Raw genomic sequence first — 24,389 nt, 5'->3', positions numbered from 1 at the left:
GCGTGATCGATATCAACGAGTCCGTGATGCAGTTCCTTCTGGCGTTCGTCGTCGTCGGGCCGCTCCTCGGCGCCGCCGCGGCTCTCCTGCCGGCCCCGCCCGGACTGAAGGGGAAGTCGCCCGAGCAGGCCGTGCTCCGGCACGGCGTCACCGTCACCGGCGCGGTCCTCATCGCGGCGATCGTCCTCGCGCTCGGCTTCGACCACGACCAGCCGTCGAAGATGCAGGCCAGCACCGACATCAGCTGGATCCCCGCACTCGACGTACGCATCCACCTCGGCATCGACGGCATCTCCCTCCCCCTTCTGGTCCTGACCGCGCTGCTGACCTTCCTCTGCGCGCTCTACTCGTACTTCAAGATGCCCGCGGGGCCGACCCCGAAGGCCTTCGTCGCGCTGCTGCTCGTCCTCGAGTCCGGCACGCTCGCGACCTTCGCCGTCCTCGACCTGCTGCTGTTCTTCCTCGCCTTCGAGATGGTGCTCATCCCGATGTACTTCCTCATCGCCCGCTGGGGCGGCGAGGGCCGGAGCCAGGCCGCGTGGCGGTTCATCCTCTACACGCTGCTCGGCTCCGTGGTCATGCTGCTCGGCCTGCTCGTGATCGGGATCAAGGCGGGCACGTTCGACATGATGGCACTCGCCACTGACAACGGCCGGTCGCTGACCACATCCGTGCAGGTCATTGCCGTTCTGGCGATCGGGATCGGCCTCGCGGTCAAGACGCCGATGTGGCCGCTGCACAGCTGGCTGCCCGATGCCCACACCGCCGCGCCGACCGTCGGCTCGGTCCTGCTGGCCGGTGTCCTGCTGAAGATGGGTACGTACGGGTTCGTCCGGATTCTCCTCCCCATCGCTCCGGACGGCTTCCGCACCTTCGCGCCCTACCTCGCAGCGCTCGCCGTCGTCGGCATCATCTACGGATCCCTGGCCTGCCTGGCCCTCGCCAAGCAGGGCGCGAAGGGCGACCTCAAGCGCCTCATCGCCTACTCCTCCGTCGGCCACATGGGCTTCGTCCTGCTCGGCATCTCCACGATGACCCCGACCGGCGTGAACGGCGCCCTGTTCGCCAACATCGCCCACGGCCTCATCACCGGCCTGCTCTTCTTCCTGGTCGGCGCGCTGAAGGACCGCACCGGCACCACCGACCTCGACACCCTCGCCGAGGAGACCGGAGCCGCGCTCTACGGCAAGGCCCCGCGCCTCGGCGGCCTGCTCGCCTTCGCCGCGGTCGCCTCGCTCGGCCTGCCGGGCCTGGCCGGGTTCTGGGGCGAGATGCTGGCCCTGTTCGGCGCGTTCCAGCCCGCCGAGGGCCTCAGCCGTCCCGCCTTCCTCACCTTCATGGCGATCGGTGCTTTCGGCACACTGCTGACGGCCGCGTACCTGCTGATCGTGGTCCGCCGCGTCTGCATGGGCGCCCTGCCCCAGGACGCCCCCAAGCTCACCGACGTCCGCTCGTACGAGTTCGCGGCCTGGACCCCGCTCGTCGTCCTCACCGTCGTCGCGGGTCTGTGGCCCAAGGCCCTCCTCGGGCTGAGCGACCCGGCCGTCCAGCAGCTCCTCGCAGGAGGCACCCGATGAGCTCCCCGGCCCAGCCCCTGGCCGAGTCGCTGGTCCAGTCCGTCGACTGGCTCGCGATCGCGCCGCCCACCATCGCGGCGGTCGTCGGACTCGTCGTCCTGGTCGCCGACCTGTTCGTCGCCGAGAACAGGAAGTCGCTGCTCGGCTGGACGTCGGTGGCCGGTCTGGCCGCCGCCACGCTGATGCTGCTGCCCCTCCTGGACGGCGACCGCAGCACCTTCTGCCTGACCGGCGACGCCACCGTGTGCAGCTACACGGCCGACCGCTTCACGCTGGTCATCCAGTTCCTGGTCCTCGGCGGTGCCCTACTCACCGCACTCCTGTCGGTCACCGCCCTGAAGGACGCCCGCAAGGAGCTTCCCGAAGGGGAGTACTGGTTCCTGCTGCTGTCCTCCGTGGCCGGCGCCGCCCTCCTGCCCGCCTCCCGCGACCTCGCGACCCTGATCGTCGCCCTCGAGGTCGCCTCCCTGCCCGCCTTCGCGCTGGTCGGCCTCAGGTACGGCAACCGGAAGTCCTCCGAAGCGGCCCTGAAGTTCTTCCTGTCCTCGGTCACCGCGACCGCGGTCAGTCTCATGGGCATCAGCTTCGTGTACGCCTCCACGGGCACCCTCTACCTCACCCAGGTCGCCGACCGCATCCAGAACGTCGACGGGCAGTTCCACACGCTCGCCCAGACCGGCGTCGTCCTCACCCTCGTCGGCTTCGCCTTCAAGACGGCCGCCGTGCCCTTCCACTTCTGGGTGCCCGACACCTACGTAGGGGCGCCCCTGCCCATCGCCGCCTACCTGTCGGTCATCGGCAAGGCGGTCGGTTTCAGCGGCTTGATCCTCGTCACGGTCGTCGCCCTCCCGTCGTACGCCGACGTCTGGGGCCCGGCCCTGGCCGCCCTGGCCGCGCTCACCATGACCGTGGGCAACGTCGGCGCCCTGCGCCAGCAGGCCACGCGCGCGTACAGTGCGGTACGCCTGCTCGCCTGGTCGTCCGTCGGCCAGGCCGGCTACCTCCTCGTGCCGATCGCGGCCGCCGCGTACTCCGGGGGCGCCGAGAAGTCGATCGGCTCCACCGTCGCCTACGCCCTGATGTACGGCGCCGTGAACCTGGGCGCCTTCGCCGTGGCCGCGCTCGTCGGCCGGACGAAGTCCCTCAACCGCGTCTCCGACTATCGCGGCCTGTACGCGTCGAGCCCCCTGTCCGCGCTGCTCCTGGCGTTCTTCCTGCTCTGCCTCGCCGGGCTGCCGCCGGGCATCATCGGCCTCTTCGCCAAGGTCACCGTCTTCTCGGCGGCCGTCGACGCCGGCCTCGGCTGGCTGGCCGTGATCATGGCCGTCAACGTCGTCATCGCGCTCTTCTACTACCTCCAGTGGACGGCCCTGCTCTTCCGCGCCCCCGCGGGCGAACCCGAGAAGCACCGCGTCCCCGCCCCACTCACCGCGGCGATCGCCCTGACCGGAGTCCTCGGCATCGCCCTGTCCGGCGCACCCCAGCTGGTCCTGCGCTTCACCGACACCGCCCTCTTCTGAACAACATCCGCATTCGCCACGCGCGCGTGGGGCACCCGGTCCTCCATGCGCGCGTGCCGCGTCACGGCGCCGTTCACCCGAACGGGGCCACACCCGCCGCCGCGCGCACAAGGGAACTAGTGCTTCCCGCCTGGCGTTGACCAGTACGGGAGGGTCCACTGGACGTGACATCACGGCACCAGTGGCACCGCAGATCAGCAAGCAAGGGTCCCCCTGCCGCACCACTTGGAGGGCGTACCGTGCACCGCCGGCACAACGGGCTCAGGACAGCAGTCCTCCTCGGAGGACTGTCCGCACTCATCATCGTCATCGGCAGCTTCTTCGGCCGCATGGGGCTCGTCATCGCCGTCCTGGTAGCGCTGGCCACCAACGCGTACGCGTACTGGAACAGCGACAAGCTGGCCCTTCGCGCGATGCGCGCCCGCCCGGTGAGCGAGTTCGAGGCCCCTGGGCTCTACCGGATGGTCCGCGAGCTCTCCACGCAGGCCCGCCAGCCCATGCCGCGCCTGTACATCTCCCCGACGGAGGCGCCCAACGCCTTCGCCACGGGCCGCAACCCGCGCAACGCCGCCGTATGCTGCACCGACGGCATCCTGCGCCTCCTGGACGAACGCGAGCTGCGGGGCGTCATCGGACACGAGCTCAGCCATGTCTACAACCGCGACATCCTCATCTCGTCGGTCGCCGGTGCCCTCGCCTCCGTGATCATGTTCCTGGTCAACTTCGCCTGGCTGATCCCGATCGGGCGCTCGGACGACGACGACGGCCCCGGTCTGCTCGGCATGCTGCTAATCATGTTCCTGGGCCCGCTGGCCGCCTCTCTCATCCAACTGGCCATCAGCCGCTCCCGGGAGTACCAGGCGGACGCCTCCGGCGCCCAGCTCACCGGCGACCCGCTCGCCCTGGCCAGCGCCCTGCGCAAGCTCGAACTCGGCACCAAGCAGCTCCCGCTGCCGCCCGAGCCGCGCATCGAGACCGCCAGCCACATGATGATCGCGAACCCGTTCCGGCCCGGCCAGGGTCTTTCGAAGATGTTCTCCACGCACCCGCCGATGGCGGACCGCATCGCCCGACTCGAGAAGATGGCAGGTGGGAACCAGTGAAGACCATCCTGAACGTCATATGGCTCGTCCTGAGCGGCTTCTGGCTCTTCCTCGCCTACATGGTCGCGGGCCTGCTCCTCTGTATCACCATCATCGGCATCCCGTTCGGCATCGCGGCCTTCCGCATCGGCGTCTACGCCCTGTGGCCCTTCGGGTACACGACGGTCGAGCGCCGTGACGCGGGCGCGCCGTCCTGCGTGGGCAACGTGCTGTGGCTGGTACTCGCCGGCTGGTGGCTGGCCCTCGGCCATATCGTCACCGGCATCGCGCTGTGCGTCACGATCATCGGCATCCCGCTCGGCGTCGCCAACTTCAAGCTCATCCCGGTATCGCTGCTCCCGCTGGGCCGCGACATCGAGCGGACGAACGAGCCGTTCGCGGTGCGCTGACGGCGGGGCAACGCCGTCCGGTTTCCCCAGGCCACGGGTTATCCACAGGCCCGCCCGGCTGTCGGTGGCGGCCTGCATCATGAACCCATGACCGCGATCGAGCAGTTGCCGACACGAGTGACGGCCAAGGCCCACAACACCTGCCCGCGTGGTTGGACTTCACCTCCCGGGCCGGCCGGCCCGGTGAGAGACCCCTGACCGGCAGCAACCGCAGCGGGGCCCGGCAGCAGTCAAGAGACCGCGATCGCAGCCAGGAAGCCCCCGACCACAGGCAGACCACAGGTAAAACTGCAGCCCTACTCGTTCCCGGCCCCCGTCCGCACCACTCGCCGCACTCCGTACGCAACCGCCCCCACCACCAGCACACCCGCGCCCACGACCACCGAAACCCCCGGCAGCGAGATGGCCAGCACCGCGCACCCCACCAGCCCGACCACCGGCACCACCCGCGCCGCAGGCGCCGAATCCAGCGTCCAGGCCGACGCGTTGGCCACCGCGTAGTACGCCAGCACCCCGAAGGAGGAGAACCCGATCGCGCCCCGGACGTCCACCGTGGCGGCCAGGACCGCGACCACCGCACCCACGGCCAGCTCCGCCCGGTGCGGCACCTGGAACCGCGGATGCACGGCCGCCAGTGCGCCCGGCAGATGCCGGTCCCGGGCCATGGCCAGTGTCGTCCGCGAGACACCCAGGATCAGGGCGAGCAGCGACCCCAGAGCGGCCACGGCCGCACCGATCCGCACCACCGGCACTAGCCAGGGCATCCCGGCCGCCCGCACAGCGTCGGCCAGCGGCGCGGTCGCGTCCCCGAGCCCGTCCGACCCCAGCACCGAAAGGACAGCCACCGCCACACCCGCGTACACCACCAGCGCGATGCCCAACGCCAGCGGAATCGCGCGCGGAATGGTGCGCGCCGGGTCGCGTACCTCCTCACCGAGGGTCGCGATCCGGGCGTACCCGGCGAACGCGAAGAACAGCAGACCGGCCGCCTGAAGTACACCGCCGGCACCGTCCGAGGCCCCGATGGCAAGCCGCCCGGCATCGGCCTCGCCGGACACCAGACACCCGACCACCACGGCCGCGAGGACAGCAAGGACCACCGCCACGATCACCCGCGTCAGCCACGCGGACTTCTGGACACCGCCGTAGTTCACCGCGGTCAGCGCCACCACAGCCGCGACCGCCACAGCATGCGCCTGCCCCGGCCAGACGTACGTGCCCACGGTGAGCGCCATAGCCGCACAGGAGGCCGTCTTCCCGACCACGAACGACCAGCCCGCGAGATACCCCCAGAACTCCCCGAGCCGCTCACGCCCGTACACGTAAGTACCGCCCGAGGCCGGATACAGGGCGGCGAGGCGAGCCGACGACGTGGCGTTGCAGTACGCGACCACGGCGGCGACGGCGAGCCCGAGGAGCAGCCCGGAACCGGCCGCGTGCGCCGCGGGCGCGAGGGCGGCGAAGATCCCGGCTCCCACCATCGAGCCGAGTCCGACGACGACGGCGTCCCCGACGCCGAGGGTGCGGCGCAGTCCAGAAGCGGAGGCTGTCATGCACCGCACCCTACTGATCAGTGCAACCGGCGGGTGCCGCCAGGGCGTCCTCCCCACCAAGGCGGCGTGAACGCGCGCGACAAGGACGACGCACGCGGAACGCCCGGCGTACGATGCACGACGCACGACGCACGAGCGCGGCCTGCCGGGAGCAAGATCACATGGCCGGGACAGTGCGGGCACAGCGTGAAAGGGCAGGTTCACGGCATGACCATCATCAGCTGGATCCTCCTGGGACTGTTGGCCGGAGCCATCGCTAAGTTCCTGCTGCCGGGGCGCGACCCGGGCGGCCTCATCGGCACAACTCTGATCGGCATCGCGGGTGCTTTCATCGGCGGCTGGATATCGGCCCGCTGGATGGACCACCCGATCACCAAGAACTTCTACGACGGCGCGACCTGGGCCGCGGCGATCGGCGGATCGCTCGTCCTCCTGATCGCCTACCGCCTCGTGTTCGGCAACTCACGCGACTGACCGCGCGCACGGCCCACGGCCGGCGTGCGCCCACCGCCGGTGGCCGGCGCGCCACACCGCCCGTGCCCGGCACGCGCCCATCGACCGCAGCCAGCAGGCGAGAAGGGTGGGCACCCAGCAGGTGCCCACCCTTCCTCGTGACCATGCAGACCGGGAGCCCGCCCGTGCAGACCGGGAGCCCCGAGGACCCGAGGACCTACCGGTAGTTCACGAACTGCATGGCGAAGTCGAAGTCCTTGCCCTTCAGCAGGGTGATGACGGCCTGAAGATCGTCACGGCTCTTGGAGCTCACCCGCAGCTCCTCGCCCTGCACCTGCGCCTTCACGCCCTTCGGGCCCTCGTCGCGGATGGTCTTCGCCACCTTCTTCGCGTTCTCCTGGGAGATGCCCTCCTTGATCGACGCGAAGATCTTGTACTCCTTGCCGGAGAGCTGGGGCTCGCCCGCGTCCAGAGCCTTCAGCGAGATGCCGCGCTTGATCAGCTTGGACTGGAAGACGTCGAGGATGGCCTTCACCCGGTCCTCGGAGTTCGCCTCCATGAGGATGTTCTCGCCGGACCACGAGATCGAGGCACCCACGCCCTTGAAGTCGTAGCGCTGCGAGATCTCCTTGGCGGCCTGGTTGAGTGCGTTGTCGACCTCCTGCCGCTCGACCTTCGAGACGATGTCGAAACTGGAGTCGGCCATGTCCTGTGGCTCCTTGTATCGGGGTGCGTGTCGTGCGTACCGGCGTACGTGGGCGGCCGCCGGGCCTGTTCGGATCCCGGGCCGCATCCGGACAAGCCTAGCCACCCCCTGCCCTCCGGGCGCCGATCAATCGGGTGGCGAAGCACCCCTCCACATCAGGTATTGTTTACGTCGTTGCCACGGAGCGCCGCCGAAGAAGGCGGTTCGACGGGCAGCAACCCCGGCGGTGTGCCCGAGCGGCCAAAGGGAGCAGACTGTAAATCTGCCGGCTCAGCCTTCCCAGGTTCGAATCCTGGCGCCGCCACACGGGAAACGAAGGGCCCGTGACCTGCGAACACAGCAGGTCACGGGCCCTTCGTCATGCGGTCGCGAGATAAGCGCTGTCTCGCTGTGCCTCGCGTTCGACCGCCCTTTCTCGGGCTGCGTGGACGGGCCGTGGGCGGCCGTCCGCATCGTTCAGCCGTGCTCGCTCAGGCGCACGGAGAGCTTGGCCTTCGCCGTCTCGTCTCCGTCCTTCAGGAGCTTGGCGTACACCCGGAACAGCACGGCCGCACTGTGGCCGGCCCGCTCGGCGACAAGCTGAGGCTCGACACCGGAGCTGAGCCATGTGGACACCCCGGCGTGACGAAGGTCATATGGAGTCGTGATGGCGTCGGAGAGGGGCCTGACGAGGGCCCTGCCTCCGACACGTTGCCTACCACCGGGGCCTACCACCGGGCGTGTGTCGCCCCGTCGTCGTCCGTCAGCCGGTGGCGGCCTTTCGGAAGCCGAGCCCCAGGAAAACGGGGATGGTGCTCCATCACTTCTCGAAGTCGGTCCACTCGTCCCGCTTCTCCGCCCAGCACACCCCATGCGCCCCGCAGGAACTTCGCCCGCTTGCTGCGTTTCCACACAGGCCGCAGGCCCGCTCGCCCTCCAGGCGCTGAAGCATGTAGACGAGGGACTCGTTCGAGTAGCGCTGGGTTCAGGGGAAATGGGGACGCAAGCCCGTCTCCATGTTGTAGACCGAGACGTGCACGTCGCTGTCGAACATCTCCACTCGCACGACGGAGGAGGCAGCGACGCTCAGCCCGATCTCCACCCGGACGGGGTTGCGGATGACAGGGCGTCATCGGACTGAGGGTCGATCACCACGACCCGAACCCTGGTGATGCGGTCTCCATTGCGTTTGTCCCCAGGGGAACGTATTTCGCGCTCGCCCCTCGGAAGGTGTAACTGCCGGACGCCTCCAAGGAAGCGGTCAGACCGGCGCTGAAGCGGTTGCCGCGATATTCCTGGGTGGGCGCGTAGTCCCGCAGAGGGAGGTGGCGGGTGTTCAGCTTCCTGAATTCAGCCAGGATGGTGTCCTGTTGAGCTTCCAGTTGGCCGGAGAGCTGAGTCTGCAGGAAGCGGTCGTGCTCGGCGTCGAGCACACAGGACCTCGGCCGAATACAGGGAACCCGCTGGTCACTCCCGGTGTCGATAGATCGAGCCCGTGCCGCGTCGGCGCCGAGCTCCGCCCATGGTGCTACGGCCGTTGCACGGAGAGGAGAGGTTGGTCGGGCTTTTTCCGGCAACAACCGAAAATTGACTTCCTGTCAGCTCGCCGGCATCACCATTCTTGTCCGGACAGCTGTCGCGAGTTCACTTCGGCGAGGAAATCTGTCCGCGCACCCATTCAGGGGGTGGGGTTCACGCGAGCCCTGCGCACGACGACCACCGTCGGCCCCGTCTCGTCGCCGTCGTTGGCCGCCAGCACCACGGCGCTGCCGCCACCGGGGCTCTCACCTCGGGCACACGAGATCCCATGGGAATGATCACCTGGGGCCTGGTGCAGCGATGCGACGGCAACACCCGCTCACGCCAAAAGACAGACAAGTCGCAGAAAGCAAGAAAACAAGAAAACAAGAAAGCGGGAAAGCGGGAAAGCGAGGAAATCGCCGGCCGAAGCCAAAATCGGGGAAATTGGGAGCCGTGATGGTGGCCGTGATCGTGGTCGGCGGGGGACCGACCGGGATGATGCCGGCCGGCGAACTGCGGCTGCGCGGAGTGCACGTGGTCGTGCTGGAGAAGCTGGCCGAACCGACCGGGCAGGAGGCCGCGGGGCGAGGGAACGGAGGAGACCACGGGGGCGGGGGATGGACGAGACGAACGGCGCGGGCAACAGGCATACGCGGGCCGCACGCGCGGCACACTGGCCCCATGTCCTCCCGTCGCAGAACCTGCCCCGAGTGCCGTCGCGAGATCGCCGTCGTCGCCGGGCGGTACGCGCGCCACGACCCGCCCGGTGCCCGGGAACACGGCGAACTCACCTCGTGCCCGGGCTCCCGCCGCCAGGCCCGGCCCGGCCCGGAACAGCCCTCCCTGGACGGCTACGCGGTCCCCGACTTCCCGGGACAACTGCCCCTGTTCTAGAGGCGGGCTCCCGGCGCCGTCAGTTGCCCGCCACCGACTTCACAGCCACGGACACCGGAGCCGGCCCGCTGATCAGCTCCAGCGTGAGGCCCGCCGTCGCAGGGGTGTCCACCAGCTCCGCCAACACGGCGGCCACGTCGTCGCGCGGGATCGGGCCGCGGCCCGTGTGCGCCTCCAGGCGTACGAGGCCGGTGCCGGCATCGTCGGTGAGCTGACCGGGGCGCAGAATCGTCCAGTCCAGGGCGGCCAGACCGCGCACGTACGCGTCCGCCTCGCCCTTGGCGCGCAGGTACACGTCGAAGATCTCGTCGCCCTGATGCTGCGGGTCGGCGCCCATGGACGACACGATCACGAAGCGCCGTACGCCCGCCTTCACCGCCGCGTCCGCGAAGAGGACCGCCGCTGCCTTGTCCACCGTGTCCTTGCGGGCCGCCCCGCTGCCCGGGCCCGCGCCCGCCGCGAACACGGCCGCGTCGGCACCCCGCAACCGCTCCGCGACCTCGTCCACGGACGCCGACTCCAGGTCGAGCACGACCGGTTCGGCACCGGCCTCCCGCAGATCGTCGGCCTGTTCAGCCTTGCGGATGATCCCCGCGACCTCGTCCCCGCGCGCTGCGAGCAGCCGCTCCAGCCGCAGCGCGATCTGACCATGACCACCAGCGATGACAGTACGCATGCCTTCGACCGTACGCCCGGACAGCCCCATTCGCCGCACGGCTTGAGCCACACCCCGACGCCCACCCGCCACGGGCCCTACGACAACTGCCCCCGCCCCTGCCGCGGCAGCCCCAGCTCCACCGAAGCCGCCGAACTGCAGTAGTCCCGCACCGCGCTGGTCCGCGCCACCACGCGCCCCCGGTGCACCACCACTCGGCTGTACGCCAGTGACAGCGCCCCCGCCAGCCGGTCCCCGCGCACCGCGAGCAACTCGGCCGGGAAACCCGCCTCCACCCGCACCTCCGGCAGCCCCAGCACCGCCCGCGCCGACCCGCTCACCGCGTCGTACGCCTCCTCGGGCGAGAGGCCGTAGCGGGAGGCGAGCAGGAACGCCGCCTCCAGCGGGTCGCCGCGCCCCACGGGGTTCGACACGTCCCGCAGTGCCCCGCTCCCGGCGGCCACCCGCACCCCGGCCGCGCGCAGCAGCCGTACCGGGGCCGCGCCCCGCCGGTCCACGCCACCGCAGCCGCCCTGCGGCAGGCACACGACCGTCACCCCGGCCGCCGCCAGTTGGTCCGCGGTCCGCGAGGCCACCGGGGAGGGCATCCGGCCCAGATCACCGCACGGGCTGAGGGTCACCCCGGGACGCAGTCCGCCCGCCATCGCCGCGAGCCGGGCCAGCCGCGCCGGATCCCCGGCGTCCGTGTGCAGGTCGACGGGGCAGCCGTGCTCGGAGGCCACCTCCAGGACCGCCTCCACGTACCCCGTCGGATCCGGGTCGAGATCCGGCCTGCCGCCCACCACCGAGGCGCCCATCTTCACCGCGTCCCGCAGCACCGCCAGCCCGTCCGCCCCGGCCACCCCGGTCAGCACCCGGGGCATCGCCACCGTCGTCAGCTCGGCCAGCCCCCGCAGCGCCCGCCGCGCCTGCAACACGGCCGCCAGCGCGCCCAGCCCCTGCACGTCCCCCACGCGCACATGGGCCCGCACCGCCGTCGCCCCGTGCCCGAGCTGGAGCAGCGCGGCCTCGGTCGCCCGGCGCTGGACGTCCTGGGGCTCGTACGAGACCGGGCCCTCGGCGTCGGCCGACAGTGCCGTGTCGGCATGGGCGTGCGGCTCGGCCGGGGCCGGCAGCAGCAGATAGCCGCCGAGATCCACTCGCGCGCCGCACGCGTGCGTGCCGCCCGCCGCCAGGCTGCCGGCCGTACCGACCGCCTCGATACGCCCCCCGCCCAGCCGTACGTCCACGGTCCGGCCATCGGTGAGCCGCGCCCCGCACAGCAGCAGCGACGACGGGTCGGCCGGACCCGGCGAGGACGACGGAGGCGGCGGTGGCTGCGGCTGGCTGTCGGGCATCGCGCTCCTGGGGCTCGGCTGCGCACGCGGGACGCATGATCACTCAGAGTGAGTCGAGCCTAGGACGGCCTCCCGCCCGTCGCGGGGAGGAGCGCAATAGTCGTACCGGCGTGGTCCGCTGTGCGGTGCGAGAGGCATGCGCGAGGCTGCCGGGAGGACGGTGCGCGCGTCCCGGGCGGGTACCCGAAACGGATTTGGGCGAACGGCGGCGGAGCGTGTAATGTCTTCATCGCTCGCCCCAATAGCTCAGTCGGCAGAGCGTCTCCATGGTAAGGAGAAGGTCAACGGTTCGATTCCGTTTTGGGGCTCTGGTGTGAACGGTTCCCGTCGCGAGGCGGGGGCCCGATCACATCAAAGCGGTGTAGCTCAGTCGGTAGAGCAAGCGGCTCATAATCGCTGTGTCACCGGTTCAAGTCCGGTCACCGCTACTGACAGTAGCCGATTGCGGGGTCGGTCCTTCGATCGGCTACTCTTCTTGCGTTAATACAGTCCATCCGTTCGTCTTAGGAGCACTCACGTGGCTGCCACCGACGTCCGCCCGAAGATCACGCTGGCCTGCGTGGAGTGCAAGGAGCGGAACTACATCACCAAGAAGAACCGGCGTAACAACCCGGACCGTCTTGAGATGAAGAAGCACTGCCCGCGTTGCAACGCGCACACCGCGCACCGCGAAACGCGATAAATCAGGCTCGTACACGAGGCCGTTCCCGAGTGATCGGGGGCGGCCTCGCGTCGTTGAATGACCCGTACCGTTCAGTAGCGGAACCAGGAGGTGCCGGGCCATGGCGCTCGACCAGTCCTTCGTGGGGCGGACGTACCCGCCCACCGAGCCCTACGAGGTGGGGCGGGAGAAGATCCGTGAGTTCGCCGAGGCGGTCGGGGACACCAACCCGGCGTACACGGACGCGGAGGCCGCCAAGGCGCTCGGCCACCCCGACGTGATCGCACCCCCGACCTTCGTCTTCTCGATCACGTTCAAGGCCGCCGGGCAAGTCGTCCAGGACCCTCAGCTCGGCCTGGACTACAGCCGAGTGGTGCACGGCGACCAGAAGTTCGCCTACCGCCGCCCGGTCCGTGTCGGTGACCGGCTCACGGTCACCTCCACCATCGAGGCGATCAAGTCCCTCGCGGGCAACGACATCCTGGACGTCCGCGGCGAGGTCCACGACGAGGCCGGCGAGCACGTCGTGACCGCCTGGACCAAGCTCGTGGCCCGTGCGGCCGAGGAGGTGTGAGCGATCCCATGACGGCGAAGATCTCCTACTCCGATGTCGAGGTCGGCACCGAACTGCCCGTGCAGACCTTCCCCGTGACCCGCGCGACCCTCGTCCAGTACGCGGGCGCCTCCGGCGACTTCAACCCGATCCACTGGAACGAGAAGTTCGCCAAGGAGGTCGGCCTGCCGGACGTCATCGCGCACGGCATGTTCACCATGGCCGAGGCGATCCGTGTGGTCACCGACTGGGTCGGCGACCCGGGTGCGGTCGTCGAGTACGGCGTCCGCTTCACCAAGCCCGTCGTCGTCCCGAACGACGACCAGGGCGCCGTGATCGAGGTCGGCGGCAAGGTCGCGGCCAAGCTCGACGACAACACGGTCCGCGTGGACCTCACGGTGACGAGCGCCGGGCAGAAAGTGCTGGGCATGTCGCGGGCGGTCGTACGGCTGGCCTAGACGGCTGTTCGAGGTGAGGGGCGTTCTCCAGTGCGGAGCGCCCCTTGCTCATGACGCTCGCGGAGCCGCTTGACTTAGTTAGTGATTGAGTACTAACTTAGCCGCATGGTCAGGATGAGTGCGGAAGAGCGGCGCGAGAGCGTCATCCGTGCGGCGACGACCGAGTTCGCGCGCGGCGGCTATCACGGCACATCGACCGAGGCGATCGCCCGGCGGGTCGGTGTCTCGCAGCCGTACCTCTTCCGGCTCTTCCCGGGTAAGAAGGCGATCTTCCTGGCGGCTGCGGAGCGCTGTGTCGAGGACACCATTCGCACCTTCGCGGAGGCCTCCGAGGGTCTGCGGGGCGAAGAGGCCCTGCACGCCATGGCGAACGCGTACACCAAGGTCATCGCCGAGCGCCCGGAGCGCTTGATGATGCAGATGCAGGTGTACGTCGCCGTCGCGGCCGCCGAGCAGGAGGGTGACTGCGAGTTCGGCGAGACGGTCCGCGCCGGCTGGATGCGGCTGTGGGACACCGTCCACCTGCCCCTGGGGGCCGACGTCAACGAGACGACGACCTTCCTGGCCCACGGGATGCTCATCAACTGCCTGGTGGGCATGGGTTTTCCTCCCGGGCATCGCGTCTGGGAGGGGATGTATCCGTCGGCGAGGTTCAAGGGCCGGCTGGAGAAATGAGCGGGGAAGGGTGCACGACTGCGCCTTTTCATGTGCGCGAAAGTTAGTAATCAATAACTAATTGATCAAGCGATTCACCTCTCTGGGGGAGAGATGCCACAGCAGACCGCACGCCGCGGGGGAGCCGCCTGGGCCCTCGTCATCACCAGCGTCGCCGGCTTCATGGCGGCCCTCGACAACCTCGTCGTCACCACCGCCCTGCCCTCCATCCGCGAGGACCTCGGCGGAGGCCTGCACGATCTGGAATGGACTGTGAGCGCCTACACGCTCACCTTCGCCGTCCTGCTGATGTTCGGCGCGGCCCTCGGCGACCGGTTCGGCCGCCGCCGGCTCTTCATCGCCGGGCTCGCCGTCTTCACCGGCGCCTCCGCCGCGGCGGCCATGGCGCCCGGCATCGACTCCCTCATCGCCGCCCGCGCGGTCCAGGGAGCCGGCGCGGCCGTGATGATGCCCCTGACGCTCACCCTGCTCACCGCGGCCGTGCCCGCCGCCAAGCGGGGCATGGCGTACGGCATATGGGGAGCCGTCAACGGACTCGCCGTCGCCTCCGGGCCGCTGGTCGGCGGCACCCTCACCGAACACATCTCCTGGCAGTGGATCTTCTGGCTGAACGTCCCGCTGGGCCTGGCCCTGCTGCCGCTCGCCCGCCTCCGCCTCGCCGAGTCCCACGGCACCGGCGCCCCGCTCGACATCCCCGGCACCCTGCTCGCCAGCGGCGGCCTCTTCGGCATCGTCTACGGCCTGGTCCGCGGCCCCGTCGACGGCTGGACCGGCTCCCTGGTCCTCACCGGCCTGATCGCGGGCGCCGCGCTGCTCGGGGGCTTCGTGCACCACGGCATCCACAACAAGAACCCGATGCTCCCGATGCGGCTGTTCCGCTCCCGGGCCTTCGCCGGCATCAACGTCGCGAGCCTGCTGATGTTCCTCGGGATGTTCGGGTCGATCTTCCTGCTCAGCCAGTACATGCAGGGCGTCCTCGGCTACTCGCCCACCGAGGCGGGCCTGCGCATGCTCCCCTGGACGGGCATGCCCATGCTCGTCGCACCGATCGCCGGCATCCTCGCCGACCGCATCGGCGGCCGCCCGGTCGTCGCCGCGGGCCTCTTCCTCCAGGCCCTGGGCCTCGGCTACATGTCGGTCGTGGCCACGGCGGACGCCTCCTACGCGGCCCAGTTGCCCGCCCTGGTCATCAGCGGCATCGGCATGGCCCTGTTCTTCGCGCCCGCCTCGCACCTGGTGATGTCCAGCGTCCGGCCCCAGGAGCAGGGCGTCGCCTCCGGTGCCAACAACGCCCTGCGCGAGGTGGGCGGAGCGCTCGGCATCGCCGTCATGGCGTCGATCTTCGCGGCGCAGGGCGGATACGAGACCGGACAGACCTTCGTCGACGGCATGCGGCCGGCTCTGGCGACGGGCTCCGCGGTGGTCGCCCTCGCGGGCGTCGCGGCCCTGCTGATCCCGACCCGCCGACGCACCGAGCGGCAGGCCGCCCCGGCCGAACCGGCGCCCCTCCTGGAGACCGCGGCCCTCTGACCCCGACGACCCGAAGGAGGAACGGTCATGCCCACCCTTCCCTGGACCGTCCCGAACACCCCGCCCCGCGACACCGAGGTGCACGTCTTCGCCTCCCGGTTCGAGACGCGCACCCTGTGGGGAGCGCTGAAGTTCCTCGCCGGTACGCCCGCCGTCTGGCGCCAGGTGCGCCGCAGTCCCGGCGTCTACGGGGCGACACTGAAGGCGAAGCCCCTCAAACGGACCTTCTGGACGCTGTCCGTCTGGGAGTCGAAGGCAGCACTCCAGGACTTCGTCCGCACGGGCGCCCACGGCCCCGCCGCCCGGGGCCTCGCCCCGCAGATGAGGGACGCGAGCTTCACCACATGGCAGGCGAGGAGCGACGACCTCCCGCTCTCCTGGTCCGAGGCGTTCCGACGCCTGCCCTGAACGACACCACGCGCGTGCGGCCCCCGTCTTCCGGACGGGGGCCGCACCCATGCGCGCCGGAGCCTGTCGGTGCCGTCTCGTACTCTTGAGCCCGTGCAGGAACTCCACGACGCCCCCCTCGCCCCGCTGACCACCTTCCGGCTGGGCGGCCCCGCGACCCGGCTGGTCACCGCGACGACGGACGACGAGGTGATCGCCGTCGTACGCGAAGCCGACGAGGCGGGCACCCCGCTGCTGCTCATCGGCGGCGGCTCGAACCTGGTCATCGGCGACAAGGGCTTCGAGGGCACCGCCCTCGTCATCGCCACCAAGGGCTACTCCCTCGACGGCACGAGGCTGGAGCTGGCCGCAGGCGAGGTGTGGACCGACGCCGTCGCCCGCACGGTCGAGGCGGGTCTGGCCGGCATCGAGTGCCTGGCCGGGATCCCCGGCTCGGCGGGCGCGACCCCCATCCAGAACGTCGGGGCGTACGGCCAGGAGGTCTCCTCGACGATCACCGAGGTCGTCGCCTACGACCGCCGGACCGGCGAGACGGTCACCCTGGCCAACGAGGACTGCGCCTTCTCCTACCGCCACAGCCGCTTCAAGTCCGACCCGGAGCGATACGTGGTCCTGCGCGTCCGCTTCTCCCTGGAGGACGCCGACGGCCTCTCCGCCCCCCTCAGGTACGCCGAGACGGCCCGCGCCCTCGGCGTCGCAGCCGGCGACCGCGTCCCGCTCGCCTCGGCCCGTGACACCGTGCTCAAGCTGCGCGCCGGCAAGGGCATGGTCCTCGACCCCGAGGACCACGACACCTGGTCGGCCGGTTCCTTCTTCACCAACCCGATCCTCAGGGACGCCGACTTCGCGACGTTCCGCGCACGCGTGCGTGAGCGCCTCGGCGAGGGCGTGGAGCCGCCCGCGTACCCCGCGGGGGAGGGCCACACCAAGACCTCCGCGGCCTGGCTGATCGACAAGGCGGGCTTCACCAAGGGCTACGGCGACGGGCCGGCCCGTATCTCCACGAAGCACACCCTGGCCCTGACCAACCGGGGCACCGCGACCACGGAGGACCTGCTCGCCCTGGCCCGCGAGGTCGTGGCCGGAGTCCGCGAGGCCTTCGGGATCACGCTGGTCAACGAGCCGGTGACGATCGGGGTCAGCCTCTAGTTGTATTGAACGCTCGTGATCAATACATCTAGTAGGCGAGTCCCACGCCCTGCTTCACGGTGGCCGCGTCGTCGACCATCCCCAGCATCGCGTGCGCCACATCGGCGCGTCCCAGGGAGCGGCCCTTCGGCGGGGTTCCCCCGACGACCGCCCGGTACATCCCGCTGACCGGCCGGTTCAGCAGCTTCGGTGGTCGCACCACGGTCCAGTCGGTGGCACTGCCGGCGATCTCCGCCTCCATCGCGCGCAGGTCGGAGTAGACGTCCTTGTAGATCCTGGAGACGACGCTGCGCGCGACACGGTCGAGGGCCCCGTCCCCCTCGGGCACGGGCCCGATCGGGGCGGCGCTGATCGCCAGCAGCCGCCGGACGCCCGCCGCCTCCATGGCGCCCAGCACCGTACGCGTCAGCCGGGTCGCGTCTCCGGCGTACTTGCGGCTGCGGGCACCGAGCCCCGACAGCACGGCGTCCCTCCCGGCCACTGCCGGACGCACCGCCTCCGCATCGGCCAGGTCCGCCCGGAACACGTCCAGGCCCGGGCCGGTCACGGTCAGCCGGGCAGGATCGCGTACGACCGCAGTGACCTGGTGACCTGCCCCCAGCGCCTGCCGCACGATCTCCTGTCCGACGCCGCCGGTGGCACCGAAAACAGTCAGCTTCATGGCGAACTCCCCCTGCCGATCGGTGGGTGAGTACTTACTCACCCCTTGTTTCCCCTAGGGTGAGTAAGTACTCACCCACTCGTCAAGGACTTTAGGAAGCAGTCATGCAGCCACCGACCCGGGAGCGCCTTCTGGACGCCGCACACCAGTTGATGCTGACCGTCGGACTCGCCCGCGCCACGACGAAGGAGATCGCCCGGGCCGCCGGCTGCTCCGAGGCCGCGCTCTACAAGCACTTCGCGAGCAAGGAGGAACTGTTCATCCGCGTCCTCACGGAACGGCTGCCGCAACTGGCGCCGCTGCTGCACGGGCTGGCCGCCGAGCCGGGCCGGGGTGCGCTGGAGGCGAACCTCACGGAGATCGCGAGTCAGGCGGCCTTGTTCTATGAGCAGAGCTTTCCGATCGCGGCGTCGCTGTACGCCGAGACCCAGTTGAAGCGGCGGCATGACGAGGTGATGCGGGAGATGGGGAAGGGGCCGCATCTCCCGATCGAGGGGTTGGCCGCGTATCTGCGGGCGGAACAGGACGCCGGGCGGGTCAGGGCGGACGCCGACACCTTTGCCGCGGCCTCGCTGTTGATGGGGGCGTGCGCGCAGCGGGCGTTCGCGTACGACGCGACGGAGGCAGGAGGACCGTCCGTGGACGCGTTCGCCGCGAGGCTGGCCCGCACGTTGCTGGCCGGCATCGCCGACTAGGACTTGTCCGGCCGGTCATGTTCGGAGCCGGATGGTGAGGGCTGCGGCGGTCGCGGTGCGGAGGCAGACGTAGCGGTGCTTGTCGTAGAGGCGACGGTCAACGACTCGGACACTGGCGTCCATGTCGCCGTTCTACCGTTGCTGCCGAGGCCGGGCGGGTCCGCAGCCCGGCGGAGCGGGGGCCTCCGCCAAACTCTTCGAGCAGGGGTACCCCCAGCGCCTACCCTCCCCCAAGCTCTCGACTTCGCTCGAGAAGGGGGACCCCCATCGCCCCCAGCGGCACGACTGCCCGCAGCCAAGCGGGACCCGCACCCCCGGCGCGGCCCCGACCCACCGCACCCGGTAGGCGCTACGAAAGCAACCAGTCGTCCACCCCGGCCAGCAGCTTCGCCTTCACATCCTCCGGCGCCGCCGACCCCCGTACCGACTGCCGCGCCACCTCCGCCAGTTCCTCGTCCGTGAACCCGTGATGCCGCCGCGCGATCTCGTACTGTGCGGCAAGACGCGACCCGAACAGCAACGGGTCGTCCGCGCCCAGCGCCAGCGGCACCCCCGCCTCGAACAGGGTCCGCAGCGGCACGTCCTCCGGCTTCTCGTACACGCCCAGCGCCACATTCGACGCCGGGCACACCTCACACGTCACCTGCCGGTCCGCCAGCCGCTTCATCAGCCGGGGATCCTCCGCGGCTCGCACTCCGTGCCCCACCCGGTTCGCGCCCAGGTCGTCCAGACAGTCCCGCACCGACGACGGCCCCGCCAGCTCACCCCCGTGCGGCGTCGACAGCAGCCCGGCCTCCCGCGCGATCCCGAACGCCCGGTCGAAGTCCCGCGCCATGCCCCGCCGTTCGTCGTTCGACAGCCCGAACCCGACGACCCCCCGGTCCGCGTACCGCACCGCCAGCCGCGCCAGGGTGCGCGCGTCCAACGGGTGCTTCATCCGGTTCGCCGCGACCAGCACCCGCATACCGAGCCCGGTCTCCCGCGACGTCGTCTCCACCGCGTCCAGGATGACCTCCAGCGCCGGGATCAACCCGCCCAGCAGCGGCGCGTACGACGTCGGATCGACCTGGATCTCCAGCCACCCCGACCCGTCCCGCAGATCCTCCTCCGCGGCCTCCCGCACCAGCCGCTGGATGTCCTCCGGCTCCCGCAGACACGAGCGCGCCGCGTCGTACAGCCGCTGAAAGCGGAACCATCCCCGCTCGTCCGTCGCCCGCAGTCTCGGCGGCTCCCCGCCGACCAGCGCCTCGGTCAGCGCGTCGGGCAGGCGCACCCCGTGCTTGTCGGCCAGTTCCAGCACGGTCGTGGGCCGCATCGACCCGGTGAAGTGCAGGTGCAGGTGGGCTTTCGGCAGTTCAGAGACATCACGTACACGCTCCATTCCAGGATCCTGCCGTACGCCTCAGCGGTCCCGGTAGCGGTTTCCCCGAACGTGGTCTTGCTCGCACTCCCGCACGAGAAAGCGGGCCGCTCCCCGAAAGGGGAACGGCCCGCTTCGAACCACTCACGTGAGTAGTCAGTCCCTGGCCTCCGCCAGCAGCTTCTGCATCCGGCTCACGCCCTCGACGAGATCCTCGTCACCCAGCGCGTACGACAGTCGCAGATACCCGGGCGTACCGAACGCCTCACCCGGCACGACCGCGACCTCGGCCTCCTCCAGGATCAGCGCGGCCAGCTCGACCGTGTCCTTGGGCCGCCGGCCCCGGATCTCCTTGCCGACCAGCGCCTTCACCGACGGGTACGCGTAGAACGCGCCCTCCGGCTCCGGGCACACCACGCCCTCGATCTCGTTCAGCATCCGCACGATGGTCTTGCGGCGCCGGTCGAACGCCTCACGCATCTTCTCCACGGCGACCAGGTCACCGGAGACGGCGGCCAGCGCGGCGGCCTGGGCGACGTTGGACACGTTCGACGTGGCGTGCGACTGGAGGTTCGTCGCGGCCTTGACCACGTCCTTCGGGCCGATGATCCACCCGACTCGCCAGCCGGTCATCGCGTAGGTCTTCGCGACACCGTTCACCACGATGCACTTGTCGCGCAGCTCGGGCAGCACCGCCGGCAGCGACACGGCGGAGGCGTCGCCGTAGACGAGGTGCTCGTAGATCTCGTCGGTCATCACCCACAGACCGTGCTCGACGGCCCAGCGGCCGATCGCCTCGGTCTCCTGCTCGCTGTAGACGGCGCCGGTCGGGTTCGACGGCGAGACGAACAGGACGACCTTCGTCTTCTCCGTACGGGCCGCCTCCAGCTGCTCGACGGTCACCCGGTAGCCGGTCGTCTCGTCGGCGACGACCTCCACCGGGACACCCCCGGCCAGCCGGATCGACTCCGGGTACGTCGTCCAGTACGGCGCGGGCACGATGACCTCGTCGCCCGGGTCGAGGATCGCGGCGAAGGCCTCGTAGATGGCCTGCTTGCCGCCGTTGGTGACGAGGATCTGCGACGCGTCGACCTCGAGGCCCGAGTCGCGCAGCGTCTTCGCGGCGATCGCGGCCTTCAGCTCGGGCAGGCCACCGGCCGGCGTGTAGCGGTGGAACTTCGGGTTCTTGCAGGCCTCGATCGCGGCCTCGACGATGTAGTCCGGGGTCGGGAAGTCGGGCTCACCCGCGCCGAAGCCGATCACCGGCCGCCCTGCGGCCTTGAGGGCCTTGGCCTTGGCGTCCACGGCGAGGGTGGCGGACTCGGAGATCGCGCCGACTCGGGCGGAGACCCGGCGCTCGGTGGGAGGGGTTGCAGCGCTCATGGACCCCATCGTTTCAGACAGGAAACGTGCGAGGCACGGGGGTTTCACAGACTGAACAACACCGGGCAAACCCCTGAACAACAGTCCGGATCTACCGCACGGCCTGGGCGATCTTCAGCCGGAGCCCGGCCGTCCGCACCCCGCTCCGCAGGCGATCTTCCGCCAACGAGGCCTCCCCGGAGCCCTTTCTGTTCGACGACCGGCCGCAGACCACGTACACTCTCACCTCGTTGGCCTTCAGCAGGCCGCGCCCGTTCGGTGCACACCAAGCATCCGGACAGATGCGGTACGTTGGGGGACACACAAAGGGTCGTAGCTCAATTGGTAGAGCACTGGTCTCCAAAACCAGCGGTTGGGGGTTCAAGTCCCTCCGGCCCTGCTACACACACCTTCGCCAGGATGTGTGCGCATGTACGTACAGCAATGCACCGCCGTGCGGCTCAGACCGGGCGCGGCACGGCCACGACCCGGAATCAGGTGAGGACGAGTGACGGACGCCGTGGGCTCCATCGACATGCCTGATGCCCAGGACGAGGCGCCGGAGTCCAAGAAGACCCGCAAGGGCGGCAAGCGCGGCAAGAAGGGCCCGCTGAGGCGGCTTGCTCTCTTCTACCGCCAGATCGTCGCGGAGCTGCGCAAGGTCGTCTGGCCGACCCGCAACCAGCTCACGACGTACACGACCGTGGTGATCATCTTCGTGGTCATCATGATCGGCCTGGTCACCGTGATTGACTATGGACTCAGCCACGCCGCCAAGTACGTGTTCGGCTGAGCCGCCAGCGAAGAGCGCCGAGGTACCCGGCGCTCCTTTCGCATGTTCCACCCCTATGTATCCAGGAAGAAGCAGCCACCGTGTCTGACCCGAACGTGAACGACGCCATCGAGCCTGTCGAGTCCGTCGAGGACGAGCTCGACGCCGTCGAGGGCGCGGACAGCGAGGACACCGAGGCCTCCGCCGAGGTCGAGGCTGCCGACGCCGTCGCGGACGACGCCGCCGAGGCGGAGACCGAGGCCGGCGAAGAGGCCGCGGAAGAACTCGAGGAAGAGCCCGAGGACGACCGCGACCCGATCGAGAAGCTCCGCGAGGAACTGCGGGTCCTGCCCGGCGAGTGGTACGTCATCCACACCTACGCCGGCTACGAGAACCGCGTGAAGACCAACCTGGAGCAGCGCGCCGTCTCGCTGAACGTCGAGGACTTCATCTTCCAGGCCGAGGTGCCGCAGGAAGAGGTCGCCCAGATCAAGAACGGCGAGCGCAAGACGATCAAGCAGAACAAGCTCCCGGGCTACGTCCTCGTCCGCATGGACCTGACGAACGAGTCCTGGGGCGTCGTCCGCAACACCCCGGGCGTCACCGGCTTCGTGGGCAACGCCTACGACCCGTACCCGCTGACGCTGGACGAGATCGTCAAGATGCTCGCCCCGGAGGCCGAGGAGAAGGCCGCCCGAGAGGCCGCCGAGGCCGAGGGCAAGCCGGCTCCGCAGCGCAAGGTCGAGGTCCAGGTACTGGACTTCGAGGTCGGCGACTCGGTCACCGTCACCGACGGCCCGTTCGCCACGCTGCAGGCGACCATCAACGAGATCAACCCGGACTCGAAGAAGGTCAAGGGCCTCGTCGAGATCTTCGGCCGCGAGACGCCGGTCGAGCTCTCCTTCGACCAGATCCAGAAGAACTAGCAGTCACCCAGCTTCCGAACAGGTCAGACGGGCTCCTGGAGCCTGCCTGACCTGCTCGGTTTTTGGCCGCACATGGATACCCGTTATCGTTGTGCGGTATGCCTCCATCCGGATGATCCGGATCGGGGGCTGGAAAACTCTCACTAGGACCCGGAGAGAGCAATGCCTCCCAAGAAGAAGAAGGTCACGGGGCTCATCAAGCTCCAGATCCAGGCCGGTGCCGCCAACCCGGCCCCGCCGGTCGGCCCCGCGCTGGGCCAGCACGGCGTCAACATCATGGAGTTCTGCAAGGCCTACAACGCCGCGACCGAGTCGCAGCGTGGCTGGGTGATCCCGGTGGAGATCACGGTCTACGAGGACCGTTCCTTCACCTTCATCACCAAGACCCCGCCGGCCGCGAAGATGATCCTCAAGGCCGCGGGCGTGGAGAAGGGCTCCGGCGAGCCGCACAAGACCAAGGTCGCGAAGATCACGCGTGACCAGGTCCGCGAGATCGCCACCACCAAGATGCCCGACCTCAACGCCAACGACCTGGACGCCGCCGAGAAGATCATCGCCGGCACCGCCCGTTCCATGGGCGTCACGGTCGAGGGCTGAGCCCCAACCCCATCAGCAGAAGTGGCAGGGCCTGCTCGGCCCGGACCACGACTCCTAAGAATCCACAGGAGCAGTAGTGAGCAAGCGCAGCAAGTCCCTTCGCGCTGCGGACGCCAAGGTCGACCGGGAGAAGCTCTACGCCCCGCTCGAGGCCGTCCGTCTCGCCAAGGAGACCTCCACGACCAAGTTCGACGGCACCGTCGAGGTCGCCTTCCGTCTGGGTGTCGACCCGCGCAAGGCCGACCAGATGGTCCGTGGCACCGTGAACCTCCCGCACGGCACCGGTAAGACCGCCCGGGTCCTGGTCTTCGCGACCGGCGACCGTGCCGAGGCCGCGCGTGCCGCGGGCGCCGACATCGTCGGCGCCGACGAGCTGATCGACGAGGTGTCGAAGGGCCGTCTGGACTTCGACGCCGTCGTCGCCACCCCGGACCTCATGGGCAAGGTCGGCCGCCTCGGCCGCGTGCTCGGTCCGCGTGGTCTGATGCCGAACCCGAAGACCGGCACCGTCACCCCCGACGTCGCCAAGGCCGTCACCGAGATCAAGGGCGGCAAGATCGAGTTCCGTGTCGACAAGCACGCGAACCTGCACTTCATCATCGGCAAGTCGTCCTTCGACGACGACAAGCTGGTGGAGAACTACGGCGCGGCGCTGGAGGAGATCCTCCGTCTGAAGCCGTCCGCCGCCAAGGGCCGGTACATCAAGAAGGCCGCCATCACCACCACGATGGGCCCCGGCATCCCGGTTGACCCGAACCGCACCCGCAACCTCCTCGTCGAGGAGGACCCGGCTGCGGTCTGAGCCTGACGGCTCACCCAACCGGTCACGGGCCCCGCACCTCTCACAGGTGCGGGGCCCGTTCCCTTTTCCGGT

Annotated in this window: 26 protein-coding genes, 4 tRNA genes and 2 pseudogenes; 23 read left to right on the top strand and 9 right to left on the bottom strand. The window is 69.7% G+C overall.

The window, feature by feature from the left end:
* Positions 1 to 2 precede the first annotated feature (2 nt).
* The 4 genes from ACZ6TU_RS03370 to ACZ6TU_RS03355 all read left to right on the top strand — a co-directional run bounded on the left by ACZ6TU_RS03370 (position 3) and on the right by ACZ6TU_RS03355 (position 4,589).
* A complete protein-coding gene (locus tag ACZ6TU_RS03370; protein WP_469546274.1) occupies positions 3 to 1,577 on the top strand; it encodes a complex I subunit 4 family protein in 1,575 nt (524 codons plus the stop codon).
* Positions 1,574 to 3,097 (top strand): NADH-quinone oxidoreductase subunit N, encoded by a 1,524-nt coding sequence (locus tag ACZ6TU_RS03365; RefSeq protein ID WP_467672133.1) that lies wholly within the window; start codon positions 1,574 to 1,576, stop codon positions 3,095 to 3,097. Before ACZ6TU_RS03370 ends, ACZ6TU_RS03365 begins: the two co-directional genes overlap by 4 nt.
* A gap of 239 nt (positions 3,098 to 3,336) precedes the next feature.
* The gene (gene htpX / locus ACZ6TU_RS03360) at positions 3,337 to 4,200 is read left to right on the top strand and encodes a zinc metalloprotease HtpX (RefSeq protein WP_467672132.1); all 864 of its coding nucleotides are present in this window, start codon (positions 3,337 to 3,339) and stop codon (positions 4,198 to 4,200) included.
* Complete coding sequence (locus ACZ6TU_RS03355) at positions 4,197 to 4,589, top strand: YccF domain-containing protein (protein ID WP_467672130.1); 393 nt, start codon at positions 4,197 to 4,199, stop codon at positions 4,587 to 4,589. The genes htpX and ACZ6TU_RS03355 overlap by 4 nt, the downstream gene beginning before the upstream one ends.
* A 296-nt stretch (positions 4,590 to 4,885) precedes the next feature.
* On the opposite strand, the gene ACZ6TU_RS03350 is transcribed toward ACZ6TU_RS03355, so the two are convergent.
* Positions 4,886 to 6,142, bottom strand: coding sequence for an APC family permease (locus ACZ6TU_RS03350; protein ID WP_467672128.1), 1,257 nt, complete (start codon positions 6,140 to 6,142; stop codon positions 4,886 to 4,888).
* Between the two features lie 207 nt (positions 6,143 to 6,349).
* On the opposite strand from ACZ6TU_RS03350, the gene ACZ6TU_RS03345 reads away from it, so the two are divergent.
* Positions 6,350 to 6,616: a GlsB/YeaQ/YmgE family stress response membrane protein gene (locus ACZ6TU_RS03345; RefSeq protein WP_467672126.1), complete on the top strand. Its 267-nt coding sequence runs from the start codon at positions 6,350 to 6,352 to the stop codon at positions 6,614 to 6,616.
* 196 nt (positions 6,617 to 6,812) lie between these two features.
* Here ACZ6TU_RS03345 and ACZ6TU_RS03340 read toward each other — a convergent pair whose 3' ends face one another.
* Entirely contained in the window at positions 6,813 to 7,301 is a 489-nt protein-coding gene (locus ACZ6TU_RS03340; protein WP_020275031.1) for a YajQ family cyclic di-GMP-binding protein, read from the bottom strand.
* A gap of 222 nt (positions 7,302 to 7,523) precedes the next feature.
* On the opposite strand from ACZ6TU_RS03340, the gene ACZ6TU_RS03335 reads away from it, so the two are divergent.
* Positions 7,524 to 7,605: transfer RNA gene (locus tag ACZ6TU_RS03335), tRNA-Tyr, on the top strand.
* A gap of 152 nt (positions 7,606 to 7,757) precedes the next feature.
* On the opposite strand, the pseudogene ACZ6TU_RS03330 reads toward ACZ6TU_RS03335, so the two are convergent.
* Positions 7,758 to 7,940, bottom strand: a pseudogene (locus ACZ6TU_RS03330) (site-specific integrase); the annotation flags it as partial.
* Between the two features lie 488 nt (positions 7,941 to 8,428).
* Positions 8,429 to 8,713: a hypothetical protein gene (locus tag ACZ6TU_RS03325; RefSeq protein WP_467672124.1), complete on the bottom strand. Its 285-nt coding sequence runs from the start codon at positions 8,711 to 8,713 to the stop codon at positions 8,429 to 8,431.
* 544 nt (positions 8,714 to 9,257) lie between these two features.
* On the opposite strand from ACZ6TU_RS03325, the pseudogene ACZ6TU_RS03320 reads away from it, so the two are divergent.
* A pseudogene (locus tag ACZ6TU_RS03320) lies at positions 9,258 to 9,392 on the top strand (FAD-dependent monooxygenase); the annotation flags it as partial.
* A 90-nt stretch (positions 9,393 to 9,482) separates the two neighbouring features.
* Positions 9,483 to 9,695: a hypothetical protein gene (locus ACZ6TU_RS03315; protein WP_020275027.1), complete on the top strand. Its 213-nt coding sequence runs from the start codon at positions 9,483 to 9,485 to the stop codon at positions 9,693 to 9,695.
* 19 nt (positions 9,696 to 9,714) lie between these two features.
* Here ACZ6TU_RS03315 and ACZ6TU_RS03310 read toward each other — a convergent pair whose 3' ends face one another.
* Positions 9,715 to 10,371, bottom strand: a complete 657-nt coding sequence (locus ACZ6TU_RS03310) for an NAD(P)H-binding protein (RefSeq protein WP_467672120.1) — start codon at positions 10,369 to 10,371, stop codon at positions 9,715 to 9,717.
* A gap of 77 nt (positions 10,372 to 10,448) precedes the next feature.
* Positions 10,449 to 11,708: an amidohydrolase family protein gene (locus ACZ6TU_RS03305; protein WP_467672118.1), complete on the bottom strand. Its 1,260-nt coding sequence runs from the start codon at positions 11,706 to 11,708 to the stop codon at positions 10,449 to 10,451.
* A 235-nt stretch (positions 11,709 to 11,943) separates the two neighbouring features.
* Between ACZ6TU_RS03305 and ACZ6TU_RS03300 the strand changes: the two genes are divergently transcribed.
* The 9 genes from ACZ6TU_RS03300 (at position 11,944) to ACZ6TU_RS03260 (ending at position 17,142) form a co-directional block, all read left to right on the top strand.
* Positions 11,944 to 12,016 (top strand) — tRNA-Thr (locus ACZ6TU_RS03300).
* Positions 12,017 to 12,063: 47 nt separating this feature from the next.
* Positions 12,064 to 12,136: transfer RNA gene (locus ACZ6TU_RS03295), tRNA-Met, on the top strand.
* Positions 12,137 to 12,225: 89 nt separating this feature from the next.
* Complete coding sequence (rpmG, locus tag ACZ6TU_RS03290; RefSeq protein ID WP_003948671.1) at positions 12,226 to 12,390, top strand: 50S ribosomal protein L33; 165 nt, start codon at positions 12,226 to 12,228, stop codon at positions 12,388 to 12,390.
* Positions 12,391 to 12,490: 100 nt separating this feature from the next.
* Positions 12,491 to 12,943, top strand: a complete 453-nt coding sequence (locus tag ACZ6TU_RS03285; RefSeq protein ID WP_467672116.1) for an FAS1-like dehydratase domain-containing protein — start codon at positions 12,491 to 12,493, stop codon at positions 12,941 to 12,943.
* Between the two features lie 8 nt (positions 12,944 to 12,951).
* Positions 12,952 to 13,380, top strand: coding sequence for a MaoC family dehydratase (locus tag ACZ6TU_RS03280; RefSeq protein WP_467672584.1), 429 nt, complete (start codon positions 12,952 to 12,954; stop codon positions 13,378 to 13,380).
* Positions 13,381 to 13,485: 105 nt separating this feature from the next.
* Positions 13,486 to 14,055: a TetR/AcrR family transcriptional regulator gene (locus ACZ6TU_RS03275; protein ID WP_467672114.1), complete on the top strand. Its 570-nt coding sequence runs from the start codon at positions 13,486 to 13,488 to the stop codon at positions 14,053 to 14,055.
* A 93-nt stretch (positions 14,056 to 14,148) separates the two neighbouring features.
* Positions 14,149 to 15,585 carry an MFS transporter gene (locus ACZ6TU_RS03270; protein ID WP_467672112.1) on the top strand — a complete coding sequence of 479 codons (1,437 nt, stop codon included), beginning with the start codon at positions 14,149 to 14,151 and terminating at the stop codon, positions 15,583 to 15,585.
* Between the two features lie 27 nt (positions 15,586 to 15,612).
* A complete protein-coding gene (locus ACZ6TU_RS03265; RefSeq protein ID WP_467672110.1) occupies positions 15,613 to 15,993 on the top strand; it encodes a DUF3291 domain-containing protein in 381 nt (126 codons plus the stop codon).
* 93 nt (positions 15,994 to 16,086) lie between these two features.
* Positions 16,087 to 17,142: a UDP-N-acetylmuramate dehydrogenase gene (locus tag ACZ6TU_RS03260; protein ID WP_467672108.1), complete on the top strand. Its 1,056-nt coding sequence runs from the start codon at positions 16,087 to 16,089 to the stop codon at positions 17,140 to 17,142.
* A 28-nt stretch (positions 17,143 to 17,170) separates the two neighbouring features.
* On the opposite strand, the gene ACZ6TU_RS03255 is transcribed toward ACZ6TU_RS03260, so the two are convergent.
* Positions 17,171 to 17,803 (bottom strand): NAD(P)-dependent oxidoreductase, encoded by a 633-nt coding sequence (locus tag ACZ6TU_RS03255; protein ID WP_467672106.1) that lies wholly within the window; start codon positions 17,801 to 17,803, stop codon positions 17,171 to 17,173.
* Positions 17,804 to 17,907: 104 nt separating this feature from the next.
* Between ACZ6TU_RS03255 and ACZ6TU_RS03250 the strand changes: the two genes are divergently transcribed.
* Positions 17,908 to 18,498 carry a TetR/AcrR family transcriptional regulator gene (locus tag ACZ6TU_RS03250; protein ID WP_467672104.1) on the top strand — a complete coding sequence of 197 codons (591 nt, stop codon included), beginning with the start codon at positions 17,908 to 17,910 and terminating at the stop codon, positions 18,496 to 18,498.
* A gap of 349 nt (positions 18,499 to 18,847) precedes the next feature.
* Here the strand turns inward: ACZ6TU_RS03250 and ACZ6TU_RS03245 are convergent, their stop codons facing one another.
* On the bottom strand, positions 18,848 to 19,879 hold the full coding sequence (locus ACZ6TU_RS03245) for an adenosine deaminase (RefSeq protein WP_467672102.1): 1,032 nt from the start codon (positions 19,877 to 19,879) through the stop codon (positions 18,848 to 18,850).
* Positions 19,880 to 20,014: 135 nt separating this feature from the next.
* On the bottom strand, positions 20,015 to 21,241 hold the full coding sequence (locus tag ACZ6TU_RS03240; RefSeq protein ID WP_467672100.1) for a pyridoxal phosphate-dependent aminotransferase: 1,227 nt from the start codon (positions 21,239 to 21,241) through the stop codon (positions 20,015 to 20,017).
* Positions 21,242 to 21,547: 306 nt separating this feature from the next.
* Between ACZ6TU_RS03240 and ACZ6TU_RS03235 the strand changes: the two genes are divergently transcribed.
* The 5 genes from ACZ6TU_RS03235 (at position 21,548) to rplA (ending at position 24,317) form a co-directional block, all read left to right on the top strand.
* Positions 21,548 to 21,620, top strand: a tRNA-Trp gene (locus ACZ6TU_RS03235).
* 108 nt (positions 21,621 to 21,728) lie between these two features.
* Positions 21,729 to 22,013, top strand: a complete 285-nt coding sequence (gene secE / locus ACZ6TU_RS03230; protein WP_467672098.1) for a preprotein translocase subunit SecE — start codon at positions 21,729 to 21,731, stop codon at positions 22,011 to 22,013.
* A gap of 80 nt (positions 22,014 to 22,093) precedes the next feature.
* Entirely contained in the window at positions 22,094 to 22,918 is an 825-nt protein-coding gene (gene nusG / locus ACZ6TU_RS03225) for a transcription termination/antitermination protein NusG (protein ID WP_467672096.1), read from the top strand.
* A 162-nt stretch (positions 22,919 to 23,080) separates the two neighbouring features.
* Positions 23,081 to 23,515, top strand: coding sequence for a 50S ribosomal protein L11 (gene rplK, locus ACZ6TU_RS03220; protein WP_006130605.1), 435 nt, complete (start codon positions 23,081 to 23,083; stop codon positions 23,513 to 23,515).
* 76 nt (positions 23,516 to 23,591) lie between these two features.
* Positions 23,592 to 24,317, top strand: a complete 726-nt coding sequence (rplA, locus tag ACZ6TU_RS03215; protein WP_467672094.1) for a 50S ribosomal protein L1 — start codon at positions 23,592 to 23,594, stop codon at positions 24,315 to 24,317.
* Positions 24,318 to 24,389: the final 72 nt, after the last annotated feature.

The organism is Streptomyces sp. NPDC052064, from assembly GCF_055585925.1.
Note: the sequence above shows the minus strand (reverse complement) of the source record. Positions and strands in the feature narration are given on the sequence as shown.

What these genes read in the sequence shown, in the direction of transcription:
- ACZ6TU_RS03255 (WP_467672106.1), bottom strand. Translation starts at nt 17,803, where the DNA reads ATGAAGCTGACTGTTTTCGGTGCCACCGGCGGCGTCGGACAGGAGATC.
- ACZ6TU_RS03305 (WP_467672118.1), bottom strand. Translation starts at nt 11,708, where the DNA reads ATGCCCGACAGCCAGCCGCAGCCACCGCCGCCTCCGTCGTCCTCGCCG.
- ACZ6TU_RS03280 (WP_467672584.1), top strand. Translation starts at nt 12,952, where the DNA reads ATGACGGCGAAGATCTCCTACTCCGATGTCGAGGTCGGCACCGAACTG.
- ACZ6TU_RS03245 (WP_467672102.1), bottom strand. Translation starts at nt 19,879, where the DNA reads ATGGAGCGTGTACGTGATGTCTCTGAACTGCCGAAAGCCCACCTGCAC.
- ACZ6TU_RS03265 (WP_467672110.1), top strand. Translation starts at nt 15,613, where the DNA reads ATGCCCACCCTTCCCTGGACCGTCCCGAACACCCCGCCCCGCGACACC.
- ACZ6TU_RS03315 (WP_020275027.1), top strand. Translation starts at nt 9,483, where the DNA reads ATGTCCTCCCGTCGCAGAACCTGCCCCGAGTGCCGTCGCGAGATCGCC.
- ACZ6TU_RS03270 (WP_467672112.1), top strand. Translation starts at nt 14,149, where the DNA reads ATGCCACAGCAGACCGCACGCCGCGGGGGAGCCGCCTGGGCCCTCGTC.
- rplK (WP_006130605.1), top strand. Translation starts at nt 23,081, where the DNA reads ATGCCTCCCAAGAAGAAGAAGGTCACGGGGCTCATCAAGCTCCAGATC.
- ACZ6TU_RS03340 (WP_020275031.1), bottom strand. Translation starts at nt 7,301, where the DNA reads ATGGCCGACTCCAGTTTCGACATCGTCTCGAAGGTCGAGCGGCAGGAG.
- ACZ6TU_RS03240 (WP_467672100.1), bottom strand. Translation starts at nt 21,241, where the DNA reads ATGAGCGCTGCAACCCCTCCCACCGAGCGCCGGGTCTCCGCCCGAGTC.
- ACZ6TU_RS03250 (WP_467672104.1), top strand. Translation starts at nt 17,908, where the DNA reads ATGCAGCCACCGACCCGGGAGCGCCTTCTGGACGCCGCACACCAGTTG.
- ACZ6TU_RS03350 (WP_467672128.1), bottom strand. Translation starts at nt 6,142, where the DNA reads ATGACAGCCTCCGCTTCTGGACTGCGCCGCACCCTCGGCGTCGGGGAC.
- ACZ6TU_RS03345 (WP_467672126.1), top strand. Translation starts at nt 6,350, where the DNA reads ATGACCATCATCAGCTGGATCCTCCTGGGACTGTTGGCCGGAGCCATC.
- ACZ6TU_RS03365 (WP_467672133.1), top strand. Translation starts at nt 1,574, where the DNA reads ATGAGCTCCCCGGCCCAGCCCCTGGCCGAGTCGCTGGTCCAGTCCGTC.
- ACZ6TU_RS03285 (WP_467672116.1), top strand. Translation starts at nt 12,491, where the DNA reads ATGGCGCTCGACCAGTCCTTCGTGGGGCGGACGTACCCGCCCACCGAG.
- ACZ6TU_RS03275 (WP_467672114.1), top strand. Translation starts at nt 13,486, where the DNA reads ATGGTCAGGATGAGTGCGGAAGAGCGGCGCGAGAGCGTCATCCGTGCG.
- ACZ6TU_RS03310 (WP_467672120.1), bottom strand. Translation starts at nt 10,371, where the DNA reads ATGCGTACTGTCATCGCTGGTGGTCATGGTCAGATCGCGCTGCGGCTG.